General features: G+C 46.5%; 13 protein-coding genes. 3 read left to right on the forward strand and 10 right to left on the reverse strand.

Annotation, left to right across the window (positions count from 1 at the left end; genetic code table 11):
* Nucleotides 1-111: 111 nt before the first annotated feature.
* Nucleotides 112-564 carry an allophanate hydrolase-related protein gene (locus AAFP14_RS20725; RefSeq protein WP_341734098.1) on the forward strand — a complete coding sequence of 151 codons (453 nt, stop codon included), beginning with the start codon at nt 112-114 and terminating at the stop codon, nt 562-564.
* A 167-nt stretch (nt 565-731) separates the two neighbouring features.
* Here the strand turns inward: AAFP14_RS20725 and puuE are convergent, their stop codons facing one another.
* The 4 genes from puuE to AAFP14_RS20745 all read right to left on the reverse strand — a co-directional run bounded on the left by puuE (nt 732) and on the right by AAFP14_RS20745 (nt 6,267).
* Entirely contained in the window at nt 732-1,658 is a 927-nt protein-coding gene (puuE, locus tag AAFP14_RS20730; RefSeq protein WP_341734099.1) for an allantoinase PuuE, read from the reverse strand.
* Nucleotides 1,659-1,771: 113 nt separating this feature from the next.
* Nucleotides 1,772-2,464 (reverse strand): GntR family transcriptional regulator, encoded by a 693-nt coding sequence (locus tag AAFP14_RS20735; protein WP_341734100.1) that lies wholly within the window; start codon nt 2,462-2,464, stop codon nt 1,772-1,774.
* A gap of 514 nt (nt 2,465-2,978) precedes the next feature.
* Nucleotides 2,979-5,117 carry an iron uptake porin gene (locus AAFP14_RS20740; protein WP_341734101.1) on the reverse strand — a complete coding sequence of 713 codons (2,139 nt, stop codon included), beginning with the start codon at nt 5,115-5,117 and terminating at the stop codon, nt 2,979-2,981.
* A gap of 28 nt (nt 5,118-5,145) precedes the next feature.
* The gene (locus AAFP14_RS20745) at nt 5,146-6,267 is read right to left on the reverse strand and encodes an ABC transporter substrate-binding protein (protein WP_341734102.1); all 1,122 of its coding nucleotides are present in this window, start codon (nt 6,265-6,267) and stop codon (nt 5,146-5,148) included.
* A gap of 409 nt (nt 6,268-6,676) precedes the next feature.
* Here AAFP14_RS20745 and AAFP14_RS20750 point away from each other — a divergent pair, with 409 nt between their 5' ends.
* Nucleotides 6,677-7,504 (forward strand): ABC transporter ATP-binding protein, encoded by an 828-nt coding sequence (locus AAFP14_RS20750; RefSeq protein WP_341734103.1) that lies wholly within the window; start codon nt 6,677-6,679, stop codon nt 7,502-7,504.
* A 16-nt stretch (nt 7,505-7,520) separates the two neighbouring features.
* Nucleotides 7,521-8,291 (forward strand): ABC transporter permease, encoded by a 771-nt coding sequence (locus tag AAFP14_RS20755; RefSeq protein ID WP_341734104.1) that lies wholly within the window; start codon nt 7,521-7,523, stop codon nt 8,289-8,291.
* Here AAFP14_RS20755 and AAFP14_RS20760 read toward each other — a convergent pair.
* The 6 genes from AAFP14_RS20760 to AAFP14_RS20785 form a co-directional block, all read right to left on the reverse strand.
* Nucleotides 8,276-8,431 (reverse strand): hypothetical protein, encoded by a 156-nt coding sequence (locus AAFP14_RS20760; protein WP_341734105.1) that lies wholly within the window; start codon nt 8,429-8,431, stop codon nt 8,276-8,278. The genes AAFP14_RS20755 and AAFP14_RS20760 overlap by 16 nt on opposite strands.
* Before the next feature lie 255 nt (nt 8,432-8,686).
* Nucleotides 8,687-9,187: a 2-oxo-4-hydroxy-4-carboxy-5-ureidoimidazoline decarboxylase gene (uraD, locus tag AAFP14_RS20765; protein ID WP_341734106.1), complete on the reverse strand. Its 501-nt coding sequence runs from the start codon at nt 9,185-9,187 to the stop codon at nt 8,687-8,689.
* 195 nt (nt 9,188-9,382) lie between these two features.
* Nucleotides 9,383-10,402, reverse strand: coding sequence for an aromatic ring-hydroxylating dioxygenase subunit alpha (locus AAFP14_RS20770; RefSeq protein WP_341734107.1), 1,020 nt, complete (start codon nt 10,400-10,402; stop codon nt 9,383-9,385).
* 110 nt (nt 10,403-10,512) lie between these two features.
* Entirely contained in the window at nt 10,513-10,875 is a 363-nt protein-coding gene (uraH, locus tag AAFP14_RS20775) for a hydroxyisourate hydrolase (RefSeq protein WP_341734108.1), read from the reverse strand.
* Nucleotides 10,876-10,923: 48 nt separating this feature from the next.
* Nucleotides 10,924-12,084 (reverse strand): FAD-dependent urate hydroxylase HpxO, encoded by a 1,161-nt coding sequence (hpxO, locus tag AAFP14_RS20780; RefSeq protein WP_341734109.1) that lies wholly within the window; start codon nt 12,082-12,084, stop codon nt 10,924-10,926.
* 256 nt (nt 12,085-12,340) lie between these two features.
* A complete protein-coding gene (locus AAFP14_RS20785) occupies nt 12,341-13,564 on the reverse strand; it encodes a glycosyltransferase (protein WP_341734110.1) in 1,224 nt (407 codons plus the stop codon).
* Between the last annotated feature and the right edge of the window lie 21 nt (nt 13,565-13,585).

Below are 13,585 nucleotides of genomic sequence, written 5' to 3' on the forward strand. Positions count from 1 at the left end.
TTGGAAGTGGTGAAAAAAAGTAGCCTGGTTTACCAAAATTAGTAGACTGGAAATTTAAACTACTGTAGGCAAAATACAGCAGGTAAAATAAGAGCGATCGCGACGATTTCAATGTACAAAAAAAGCAAAATTTTCGATCGGGTGTATATGAGTCAAACAGCAATTGCAACTAAACGAGTGTTCATTTGTGGGTCGGCCCTTCGGGGTCAGCCGGACAACAGCAACCTCGGAGATGCCAAGTTTATTAGAGAAGCAAAAACTCGTCCGATTTACCGCCTGCATTCAGCAGAAAATGGCTGGCATCCTGCAATTTATGAAGTGGCTGCCTCCGGTGTATCGATTCCGGGCGAAGTTTACGAATTATCGTCAGAACAATTTGAACAGCTTGCTGCGGGGGAACCGCCGCATATGTATCCATCCGATGTGGTTTTGGAGGACGGGGAAGTGCTGACGGCTTTCTTGTACCCCCAGGAGTTGATTGAAAAGTACCAATGGGAAGATATTTCCGATCGCGGTGGGTGGGCCGCTTATAAAGCCAGCGCGGTTAACCCAGCGCCAAATTAGACCGCCGTTGTGCCGTGGGACTAAAGAAACCGGGTTTTTTAGATGTTATGGGTTTGAAGCAAATATGAGGGTTAAAAACCCGGTTTCTCGCCACTCAACCGTTGTGCCGTGGGACTAAAGAAACCGGGTTTTTTGCTGATGTTATGGGTTTGAAGCAAATATGAGGGTTAAAAACCCGGTTTCTCGCCACTCAACCTGTGGTGTTGATGCCAGTGTCGGGCGATATCGAGGCGGCGACATACCCACACCTTGTCATGCTGCTGCACGTAATCCAAAAAACGCCCCAGGGCCGCCGCCCGCCCCGGCCTTCCCGCCAAACGGCAGTGCAGCCCCACACTCATCATCTTCGGTGCCCTCTCGCCCTCAGCGTAGAGTAGGTCGAAAGCATCGCGCAGGTAAGCAAAAAATTGGTCGCCGGAATTAAACCCCTGAGTTGTTGCAAACCTCATGTCGTTGTTGTCGAGGGTGTAGGGAATTACTAAGTGGGGTTTGCCGCCCTCATACACCCAGTAAGGCAGGTCATCGGCGTAGCTGTCAGCATCGTAAAGAAAACCACCTTCTTCGATTACTAGCTGGCGCGTGTGGGGGCTGGTGCGCCCGGTATACCAGCCGAGGGGACGGCTACCGGTAACTTGGGTATGAATGGCGATCGCCTTTTGCAAGTGCTCCCGTTCCGCCTCTTCCCCAAAATACTTATAATCGATCCAGCGGTAGCCGTGGCTGGCAATTTCCCAATCGGCTTCTAGCATGGCTGCTACTGCTTCGGGATGTCTTTCTAAGGCCATTCCTACGCCATAAACTGTGAGTGGCATTCCCCTGGAAGTAAACATCCGGTGCAGTCGCCAAAAACCCGCCCTACTGCCGTATTCGTAACAGGATTCCATGTTCATATGTCGCAGCCCGGATAAGGGGAGAGCCCCGACAATTTCGGATAAAAATGTTTCTGAAGAGTCATCTCCGTGGAGGATGCAGGTTTCTCCACCTTCTTCGTAATTAATGACGAATTGTAGGGCTATGCGGGCTCCTTGGGGCCATTTTGGGTCTGGGGGATTTTGGCCGTAACCGATTAAGTCTCTTGGATAATTTGCTGGCATATAATTTATTTGTTATTTGTTGTTTGTTATTTGTTGTTTGTTATTTGTTGTTTGTTAGTGGATAGTGATACTAACCAATTCCCAATTCCCAATTCCCAATTCCCCATCTCAACTTATTGATTTTGTTCTATCTCCTGAATTTCTTTGATTACCCGCGCTTTGCTGGCAATTAAATGTTCTTTAATTGCTTGGGCTGCTGCGACGGGATTGTGTTCGATGACGGCTTCAAAAATGTGGCGGTGTTCGGTGCGGATTTCCAATACTCCCGGATTGTATTCCATTGTACGGAGTCGCACTAAGATCATTTTGTCAAATACCTGATCTAATAAGTTTACTAACCAAGAATTGCCGGAACATTGGGCTAGCAATCGGTGAAATTGATAGTCTGCGTACAGCAATTGATAGTTTGTCAGTTCGCCCGATCGCACTTGTGTGTTATTTTCTGCTTGAGAGACGATGGATTCGAGTTGTTTCAATTGAGTTGGTGTCGCATTTTGACTGGCCCCGGCGGCTGATAATTGTTCCAAAGCGATGCGACAATCGTAAAGATCCGCAGCATCGGCGATCGACAAGCTAGCAACTCGCAATCCATGATGGGGATCTGCGGTGACTAAATTCTCTCGTTGCAGTTGGCACAAAGCTTCTCTCACCGGAGTTCTGCTGACGTTTAACATTTCGGCCAGTTGTGTTTCGATCAATCGTTCTCCACCTGCTAATTCTCCCGACAGGATAGCAGTTCGGAGAGCTTGGTATGTTTGCTCGTGGAGGGATTGAGTGCGGCGAATCGCGCGAAATGACAGGCCCAAAATTACTTATCCTTAAGTTCAAACTAGAGTAAATTCTCTATTGTTAAAAGTTGTTAATTCAGCCGCATATCTAAACTTTTGTGTTAAATGAAAGTTCGGTTTGGGCTGAGTCATTATCAATGATACAGCACATTGAAGCTTCTGTAGCAGGTAGGCATAGATTGTCGGTGACACGTCTTTAGGGACTTGAGCTTGGCGCTCCCGGTGCCAACCACCATGGGCTTGGATGAAGTACGGCAGGATTCCGGCAGGGGTTTAAACCCCTGCCTCAAAGCGAAAGTCGGTTGAAACCGACTAAAGAGGTTGATGGAACATGAGAGTAATTGCAGTCATCTTTGAGAGGACTTTCGCTATGAGACAGCAGGGGTTTAAACCCCTGCCTCAAAGCGAAAGTCGGTTGAAACCGACTAAAGAGGTTGATGGAAACTGCGATTCATTTTAGTCCTCTTTGAGAGGACTTTCGCTATGAGACAGGGGTTTTTAACCCCTGTCGGACTGTCGGGAAAGCACTAGCTTAAAAGGTAAACTGAGTGCGCAGATTTCCGATAAATACGGTGGGGTTGCCATCAAAATTGTTGGCATTAAAGATAGTATAAAATGCCGGGACGATCGCAATATTATTCGTAATCGGGTAGTAGTACGAACCCTCTACTTCGTACTGAGTACCTCCATTACCGCCGCCTGAGAGCAAAAATCTGCGGCCCGATATGTAATCATGAGGAACCACAAATGAAATTACTCCCAATGCTCCCTTTTTTCCCAAATCGGGAAATCCCATGCCAACTTGAAAAGACTGTACCTTAATATCTCCGCCAGCGCGATCGCGATTTACTGGATTTATATCGAGTTGCCCGTAGGAATATCGGCCGAACAAACCAAAATTTCGGCTCAGCAACCAATCAAAATTAACCACAAAAGTATCAGCGCCGGAGTCTCTAACTCTACCCCCGAAACCATCATCTGCATAGCCGTAAGGGAGTGGTTCGCCCACTGTTCCACCTATGAATCCATTATAAGGTTTGAGGCTCGATCGCGCGTAAATCAGTCTCAGATTGAAAGAGTTGCTGGGGGCGTATTCCAACTGCGCTGTCATCGTGTTGGAACTGTTGAACAAACCATCCCTGGGATTGCTAGCGGTATTAAATACCGCAGGATTCAAAAATTCGGTATTTTCCGCCATATAAGCAGCGGTGAATTTCAGCGGTTTGGCAATTTGCCAGGTTATAGCAGCGCCCGATCCGCGATCGACTGCATTTAACAGTGTACTGCCGTTCGAGTTAAAACTCGTCGCTCCTTTCATGAAAAATGTAAAGCGATTGCCGTCAAAATAGCGATAATAGTTTAACCGCGGTCCGATCGCAACTTGCACCTTATCTCCCACTGGAAACGTGTAGGACATCTCGCGAATTCCCACAGTATTGGCCGTCGGTACGCCAGTTTGATCTAAAAACGGCGTTCCCCAAGAGTTGTAAAAACCCGCTGATACGAGTTCATTTGCAGGGGAGTTGCCGTTCCCAAATACTAACTGAGTTACCAGGGAATCTTTGCCTGTAAATGAAGTATTTAGGGTCAAAAAAGCGTAGTAGCTAAAAGTGGTTTCCGGGCGATCGCGTTCGACGCGAGTCGGTCGATTATTGGCATCGCGAGTTGGAGGAGCAAAGGCACTACCAGGCGCGGTGCGGCTGCGTTCAGCAGTGATATCGCCTGTGGGAAATGCTGATGTCAGGTTGAACCAAACCGTACCATTGAGTTTAGTTGTGGTCGAGAATTGATTGGATTCTAGCTCGGCTGTGCGAGCTTCTAATACATCGATTCTACCGCGGAGGATTGCTAGTTCGGCTGCAAATTGTTCTTGCAGTTTTTGGACTTTTTCTACATCTTCTTTTTGGACTAAATTAGAACCTCCGGCTCTGATTAATTCCGTAACTTTATCTAGACACGCATTTAAGCCCGCGGCAAATTCGTAGCGCGTCATGGCTCGATTTCCGCGAAAGGTTCCGTCAGGATATCCTGCGATACATCCGTAGCGTTCAACTAAGGATTGCAGTGCGCCAAATGCCCAGTCTGTGGGTTTGACATCGCTGAGTTGGGAAACGGAGGTGACTTGCTCGATTTGGGAAGTGTCGTTTATTTCGAGGCTATCTATTTGTGGGATATCGGTGATAGTTGTAGCCGGATTTTGCTCTGTTTGAATTGACTCTGCTAAGTCGTTAGATGCGCCGGATGCTTGGGCTGTTGTTTCTGTCTGCTTTGTTTCTCTATTTTGAGAAATTTCGGCAAGCTTTTCGCTGTCGGTAGCGAGGGAAATATTCTCAGTTGGCGGAAGTTTTTCTGGTTCGATATCCGCGGTTTTTTCTGGCGTTACCGCTGGATTTATCTGTGTTTGAGTTGATGCGATCGCCTCTGGTGATGCTGCCAATTCTGCTGTCGCCGCTATGGATTCCTCAGTAATGGGAATTTCCGCAGCAGAGCTTGCCGGAGAATGCAGCAAATGAATACAAAAAAAGGCTGGCGTTGCTGTCAGCAGGATTTGGGAAAACAAAAATTTAGACATGATCCTCACACCGTAAATATCGAATAGCGAAACTGGAGGCAGAGCCTCTGGATCTGCGTTACCAGGAAGAGCCTGGTAACGAGTAGATTCGTTTGACAAGGAGCGGTTTGAACCGCCAATCGATCTTTTAAGTCAAAGGTTTGCGATCGCCCGCAGCAGGTAAAGCCCGCTCTTCTTTGGGAGGTAAATAGCTCTCGTCAACTATCTGATTAACTGGCGGCGCTGTAATTTTCAAGACTTCTGCGACTTGTTTCGCTGTCGTTTCCAGACGAGTTGGATCGATTCCGCCCAAGCCTACTTTTTCCACTTCTGGAGTTATGTACAGCCTTTCTAAAGCAATTTGCAGGCGGCGCTTTTCGGCATTTTTGTCCATCAAGCTGTCTCCAGCTTTCACTACCGACTCCAATCCGGCTGTCGGATCTTTTAATGTGTCTTGCATTCCTTTAAAATACGCTCTCAAAAAGCCTTTTACTACTTCGGGATTCTTCTCTAAAAATGCTTTTTTGACAACGATCGCATTTCCGTACAAATCTAAACCGTTATCGGTATAGTAAAAGACATTCATATCTTCTGGCTTTTTGCCTGCTTTTTCTAACGCAGGGACGATGGTGGTTGCAAAACCGCTGACTGCATCCACATCGCCTTTAATTAATAATGTTTCGCGTAGCTTTGGTTCCATGGTAATCCACTCTACGCCATCGGCGGGTACGCCCACTTTTTCGGCAAATACCGGCCACAATTTGCGCGGTGCATCTCCTGCGGGAGCTCCTAACTTTTTGCTGGCTAATGCTTTGGGATCGGCTATGTTGCTCGATTTGAGGGTGACTATGGAAAAGGCCGATCGATTGTAAGGTACTGCAACTGCTACTACTGGATCGTTGGGATTCTTGGCGTTGAACTCCATCATGGAGTAAATATCGCCAAATCCGATCTCGAATTGACCTGCTGCAACTTTAGTAATTGTATCAGAGGAACCGTAGCCGCGCTCGATTTTAACATCCAATCCTTCGGCTGGAAAATAGCCTTTGTCGATCGCCATTGTCAGCGGTGCGTTGTCGCCTTGTAACAGCCAAGATGGATTGACTTTAATGCTGCGTTTCTGTGACGTATCGGCGGCTGTGGTGGCAGTTGCTCCCCCCGATGCAGGGGTAGTTGCGGCATTCGGCTGCTGAGATTGGCAGCTACTTAGAATCAGTAGCGCTGCGATCGGCACTAGGGATAGCGATCGTCCTAACCACGTATTTTTCATGAAAAAAAGCTTGCTATTTGGACCAGAAACTGAGAGTAAAACCTCTCTAGCTCACCAAACGCGATCGCTTATATTTGCGAATTTCGCGTCAAAGTAAAGCTGTTAATCACATTTCTGTATACTGTATTTTTTTTGCTTTAAGCATACTGTATACAAAAATACATTTTATCGGTTTTTGTCAAAAAATAATCCTATAGACAAGTGGATATTTTGGGCGGTATTTGCTAATACTGCGATCGCTTGCTAGATTATCCAAAACTTTGTATTTTCTGATACAGACACGAGAACAATTATCTAGAATAACTATAAGTTATAAGTTTTGAAAAGATTACTGTATACAGCATACGGATAATAAAACGGTTAAAAAAATACTGTTGAGTTTATCCGAAAAAAAGGAGGTAAAGTAACTGTGGTACAGCCGAAAATGGTAACAGATGCGATCGAAACGCAAGAACCGACTCTTTTGGAATTCGATCGCGTGGGTTTAGAGTATCGAGTTGACGGCCAACCGAGGAGGATTATCGACGAGATTTCGTTGTCGATCGCCCAAGGAGAATTTGTGTCCTTTGTCGGGCCCAGCGGTTGCGGTAAAACATCTATCTTAAGGATGGTTTCCGGGCTGTCTCCAGCACCGATTGGCGAAGTTAGGATGCGGGAAAAAAAAATTACCAAACCGCTAAAAAATGTCGGAATTGCTTTTCAGAATCCAGTGCTGTTACCTTGGCGAAATACCCTCGACAACGTACTTTTGCCGCTGGAAGTAGTGCAGCCTTACAAGCGAGAATCGAAAGATCCGAAGCGCCGGGAAATGTTCGTGCGCCAAGCCCAAGAATTGTTAGCTACAGTGGGATTGCAAGACTTTCAGAAACAGTTTCCCTGGCAATTGTCAGGCGGAATGCGGCAGAGGGCTTCCCTGTGTCGGGGATTAATTCACCAACCGGAAATCCTGCTATTAGACGAACCTTTTGGGGCGTTAGATGCTTTCACTCGCGAGGAAATGTGGGTGATGTTGCAAGAGTTGTGGATGCGGGTGAAGTGCGTTTGCATCCTGATCACTCATGATTTGCGCGAGGCAGTTTTCTTGTCAGATACAGTTTATGTGATGGGTCCGCGTCCGAGTTCCATCGTCTACAAAGTAAAAGTCAATCTCCCGCGTCCCACAAATCTAGATATGATGATGTCGGATGATTTCAATCACATTGTAGCAGAACTGCGCCGCCACATTCACCGCAATTAAAAAACACGAGAAAGCAATGGATAATTTAGAGAAATTTGCACGCTCAAAAACAGCAAGTGTTGTGATGCCAATTGCTGCGACAATCTTGCTGTTCCTGGTGTGGGAAATTCTGGTATTTTTGTTGAAAATTCCTCCCTATAACTTGCCCGCACCTTCGGCGATTCTGGCAGCCACTTTCAACCAAAGTCAGGCACTGATCGAAAACAGCGGCCAAACTTTGTTTACAACTTTAGCGGGTTTCATCATCGCCATTGTCGCTGGCATAGTGCTGGGGTTTCTCATCGGGTATTCGCGCATTGCCTATGTAGTTCTGTACCCCCTATTAGTGGGGTTCAATACGGTACCGAAAGTAGCGTTAGTGCCACTGTTTGCGCTGTGGTTTGGCATCGGTACGGTGCCGGCAATTTTGACTGCTTTTTTGCTGGCATTTTTCCCGATCGCGGTTAACGTAGCTTTAGGATTAGATACCGTGGAACCAGAGATGAAAGATGTGATGCGATCGCTAGGTGCATCGCAAATCGAAATTTTCCAAAAAGTGGGGTTCCCCCACACCTTACCCTACGTCTTTGCATCCCTAAAAGTAGCAATTTCCCTTGCCTTTGTCGGCGCTGTAATTTCGGAAACAGTAGCATCCAACAAAGGCTTGGGCTACCTAATTGTCACGGCGAGTTCTAACTTTGACGTACCTTTAGGTTTTGCAGGATTGATGGTGTTGGCAGTGATGGGAACCGCACTTTACGGCTTGTTTGCGGCGGCGGAGAAATACCTAATTTACTGGGCGCGCTGATGGGATGGATTCAACCAAACCCAGTGCCGAAAATTGCCGTGCATATGGCCAATCGGTTCTTCGTGCCCAGGCTGTTTGATGTCTGCTACAGGTACTGGCGCGGGGGATTTTTTGGTGAATTTGCGATTGAAGAATGTCATAACTTTGCCTCCAAGATGGTTTTTCTGGGAAGCACATGGAAACCTGTCACCATACCAGCTTCATTTGGTATGTCCGAATCTTTTTCTGTGCCTTATGATACTATTTTACAACTATTTTGGCGGAAAGTATCGCCCGATCGGGGGATATTTCCTGCATTTAAATTGTGATTGGGCCCCAGAAACCGGGTTTTTTACCGAATCTGCGGGCTGTAAGGCAGTATTTTCCTAAAAACCCGGTTTCTTGAGTCGGAGTGATTAATTTCGGATTGCTGACTCCAGCCGAAAGCGGGCTATTTGGCAAATTTCAGCTACAGCCTGCTGCATTTCCGTTTCTGGGGAATTGTCGAGGCGCTGTTTAAAGGCTTCTAGAATGCTGGTTTTAGTGTGGTTTTTTACCGCCACAATGAAGGGAAAACCAAACTTTTGGCGGTAGGATCGGTTGAGGGATTGAAAGCGATCGAACTCGTCAACAGACAGCCTATCCAAACCCGCACCGGCTTGTTCGCTAACGGAGGCTTCTGCCATTTTGGCTTTGCTTCCTAAATCTGGGTGGGCTTGAATTAAAGCGAGTTTTTCGGCGACAGTCATGGCGCTGACTACTGTTACCATTTTGGCGTATAAGTCGGCTGTGGATGCAAAAGGGCGATCGTCCCAAGTGCGACGGGCGATGTCGGGTGTGTGTTCAAAAATCGCGCCCAGGGCTTGTGTAAATTCTTCCTGGCTGATTTGGTTGAGTTCAACTAAAGAGTATGGCATTGCCAATCCAAATACGATTTAACTACTGACTAATGACTGCGAAGAGGGCGGGCACGGGGGCACCGCCCCTACCTGACTAATGACTAATGACTACTGACTAATGACTACTGACTAATGACTAATGACTAATGACTACTGACTAATGACTACTGACTACTGACTAATGACTACTGACTACTGACTAATGACTACTGACTAATGACTCATGACTTTAGTTTGTTCGACTTCGCCGTGGGCTTTTAGAAGTGCTGCAATTTTGCGGCGCATGATAATTCCCGGCTTATCTGTTAGCATATGTTGTTCTTGGTTGATGTCGAGGGGTACGTCCCAATCGGTTGTTTCTAAGATGCGTTTGTCTTCTAATGTAACGGCGCGATCGAAGGCAATAATGTCGCTGGTTTTGGCATCGGCTTCGGTGTCGTTGCGGAGGCAAAATTGCACCATTTGAGAAGTGGAATCGTTAATGGGAGTCATGGTATTGACAATGATGTGAACGAGTCCATTTGGGTAAACAATCCTGATTTTGACGGTAAATGGCATAAACCAAATTCCATCGATTGTCCGCACGGTTTCTTTTTCCTCCATTTTTAAGTTTTGCTGTTGCTGGGCGGGATTGACGACACCTAAAACGCTGTGGTAGTGTAGTTCCCATTCTGTTTCTTGAAATTCCATTACATCCGGTGTAAGATGTGATTCACTGCCGAAGGTTGTGGTATGTACAAAAGTAGGATGAGCCATGTCTAATTCATTTTCCATTACTCGCAATCCCGCGCAATTCCAGGGTTCATAAAATTCGTGAATTTGGCGGTAGTTGGGGTCTGAAGCTTCGGGAATATCGGGAATATCTGTTAGGGGTTCTCCCAGGCAAACCCAAGTGTATCCGTAGCGATCGCGTGTTTGGTATGCTTTTACTTTGTAGTTGGGAGAGATGGTGTCTTTTTGCTGCTGCGGAACGCAAACACAGGTTCCAGATGAGTTGAATGTCCAGCCGTGGTAGGCGCAGCAAATGTTGCCGCCGACAATTTTGCCGAGGGAAAGTTTGGCTGTGCGGTGACAGCATCTGTCTTCAACTGCTGCGGGTTTACCTTGGGAATCTAACCACAAAACTATGGGTTCTCCTAATAGTTCAAAAGCTTTTGGTTCCCCAGACAATTCGGCTGTGGGAATCACGGGATACCAGAATTGTTTGAAAACAGGTTGCTTTGTAACTAACATATTCTCTCCTATACTAAAAACTATGAGGGCGGGCACGGGGGCACCGCCCCTACCAATCGATCGACTATCAACTCTCAACTCTCAAATCTCAACTTCCCTCTTCCTTCTCTTCAACTACCGCGATAGGTGCTATAAGACCAAGGGGAAACTAGCAAAGGTACGTGATAATGTGCGGTGACATCAGCGATGCCGAACTGAATCGGAACGCTGTTTAAAAATGGTGGTTGTGGCAAATTTTCTGTGTATTGTGCGAAGTATTCGCCAACGGAAAAGACTAATTCGTAAACTCCTGGTTTGAGTTCGCTTTCTGATAGTAACGGGGCTGCGGTGCGGCCGTCGGCATTCGTTGTTACAGTTTTCAACAGGGTTTTTGCGCCGGATTTTGGGTCAATTGAATGCAGGGCGATCGACATATTTGTTGCCGGACACCCGCGGGCTGTATCGAGAACGTGAGTAGTAAGTTTTCCTGACATTATTGCAAGGTTAAATGTGAGTTTTCGATGTCCTGGCAACTGTTTCTATTAGTGTAACGGGCCGGCTGAGATGACTTTGGCGATCGCATCTGTGACATCAGTTGGTCGTTCATAGGCTAATTGCGCGTACCATTTTTCTGTGACTATGGGATCTTTACCGTGTATTTGTTCCGCGCGCTGTCGGGCTTTTTCGACAACGGCATTGGCCCGCTGTTTGCGCTCGGTTTCGTAACGTTTGAGCGCGTATTCTACCCCCAAATTCGTAGTCAAAAGGTAGTTGGTGAGTACCAGCCCATCTTCCATGGCCTGACAGCCTCCTTGGCCGAGATCCGGGCAGGTGGCGTGGGCGGAATCTCCCAGCAAAGCTACTCTACCGCGAACGAAAGAGTCGATCGGTCCTACGTCGTGAATTTCCGGGCGCGCCACTGCTGCGGGATCTAACCTATCTATCAGCAACTGCACGGGTTCGGCCCAACCTTTAAAGTGTTCTTTGAGTTCCGTTTTGTAATTATCGGGATTAGCGGGAGTGCCTTTGGGTAAGGGAACATCTAAGAAAAAGTAAAATCTATCCCCCGCCACTGGCATCATTGATGCCCGTTTGTGTTCGCCGACATATATCGCCCAAGTGTTTTTTGGCGCGAGTTCTGCATCGGCTGGGACTAATCCATTCCAGTTGATATACCCGCCGTATTTCGGCTCTACTTCGTAGCCCAATACATAGGTACGCAAAATCGATCGCACGCCGTCAGCCGCGACTAATAAATCGCCCTGGGCTTTGTCTCCATTTTCAAAAATTGCTGTTACTTTGTTTTCATCTTCTTCTACGGCGATACATTTGCGATCGAGCTTGACTTCTCCTTGAAAGGCCGAGCGCAACATATTTTGCAAATCCCGGCGCGCAACGGGATAGGGGCGCTGACCCACTTGTTCAATTAGTGGCATTAAATCGATGTCGTTTAGGAGTTCGCCGGTTTTGGTGCGGTATTCCATGCGCTCCATTTGCCCGCCGATTTTTGCCATTTCTTCGCCTAAGCCCAGGCGGTTGAGAACTTTGACTCCATTGGACCATAGAGAGATGCCTGCTCCGGCGGGGCGCAGTTCTTTTACGCGATCGTAAATTTCCACTTGATACCCCGCTTGTTGTAGGGCAATTCCCGCAGTTAAGCCGCCAATTCCTGCACCGATAATGACAACTTTCAAGTCCTGCATTCTTGGTTTCTCCTACTGAATGACATCTAATTTCAAGAAGTGATAGGGGTTAAATAATTATTGTCTTTCTTCTGCCATAAGCGGGAAATCTACTATATTTTATGACATCCTATTGCTGATTTTACTGTATCACAAATTACTAATTCCTGCTAAATCTCGGTTTTTTACTCATCAATTCTGCGGCAGTGGAAACCATAACTACAGAAACTTTTTTTCTAGCAGAGGGGGACTCAAGAATAGAGGCAGCATCTAAGCCCTACTCAGCTATAAATTTTGTTAACTCGCCCAGGTTTTGCTGAATCGTATTTGTTCCCCGCAGGTGAGAAAGATGTGAACCTCCATACAAGAAGCTATTTAAGCTGACTTGATAGTTTTGTTGAACTGCTAAATCTAGCCACAAATTATTAATCGCATCTCCAGGCTTGTAGTCGGGAATGTTGTGCTGATAGTAAGGGAAACTGTCAATGCAAGTATTGAAAAAGTTCTTTCGCCCGCAATGCTTTAAATATTGATATCGCGGTTTAAACTCTGTTCGATTTTCTAATACTGTATATATAGTATCAGCGAGAGATTCTGGGTCGAATTTAGCATATAGCCCTGCACCTTTGGGGAAAACAGGAGAGTCTCCTCTGGCATATTGGTTGAATTCTTGGAAACAAATTACTGGTACGTTGCAACTCATGGCTTCGGTGATGCCTCTGTTTTTTCCTTCGAGGAGGGAACCAAGGACAAATGCTTTGGCTCGCGAATAATACAGAGGCATTTCGTTGTAGTAATCAACTCTGGGCAATAAGTTGATATAGTCGCGGGTATTGCCTAAAATTGTCTCGACTTGCTGCCATTCTTTTAAGGCGTACTCGTCGAGGGTTTTGAGGTTGTTTGCATCAAAATCGTGTCCGCTGACAACTGTTAATTTTATTGGTTTTTGCGGGTATTTTTGGCGGTAAATTTTTAAGGCTTTGGCGATTGTGGGTAAGTTTTTTTCTTCGGAGATGCGGGCGACGGCTAGTAAGTCGATGTCTTTTTCAGGGACGTTTCTGGGGGAAATGAGGTATTCGTTGATGAAGTCGGTGTCTTGTAGTGGTATAATTGGTTTGTGGGCGCGATCGGGATAAGTTTCGCGAAACCATTTCTCGCGCTGTGGGTTTTTGTACAAGCTGGAATATGCCTCGGCTACGGGGGCCCAAGAATAGGAGATTCCGGGAGAGTAGGTAAAGGCAAAAAATACTGATTCAAGTTGGGGAAAGAGTTTTTTGATGAGTTCGACTCCTTCGCTGAAGTAAATGCCTTTGAGGAATTTTCCTTCGTAAAATAATGGGGGAAGTAAGACGTAAAAGCTGACGGTATCGAAGCGGTGAGGTTGATCCTCGAATATTTCCCAGCTAAAGGCGTCTAAGTCTGCATAAATCTCGGCGATTGGTTTGTTGATGTGGGGGTTGCTTAAATATGGTTTTTGTCGATCGTAGTTTCCGCGTACCATATAGTTTTTAGTATGATTGTC

The organism is Microcoleus sp. EPA2 (genome assembly GCA_020882975.1).
Lineage (GTDB): Bacteria > Cyanobacteriota > Cyanobacteriia > Cyanobacteriales > Microcoleaceae > Microcoleus.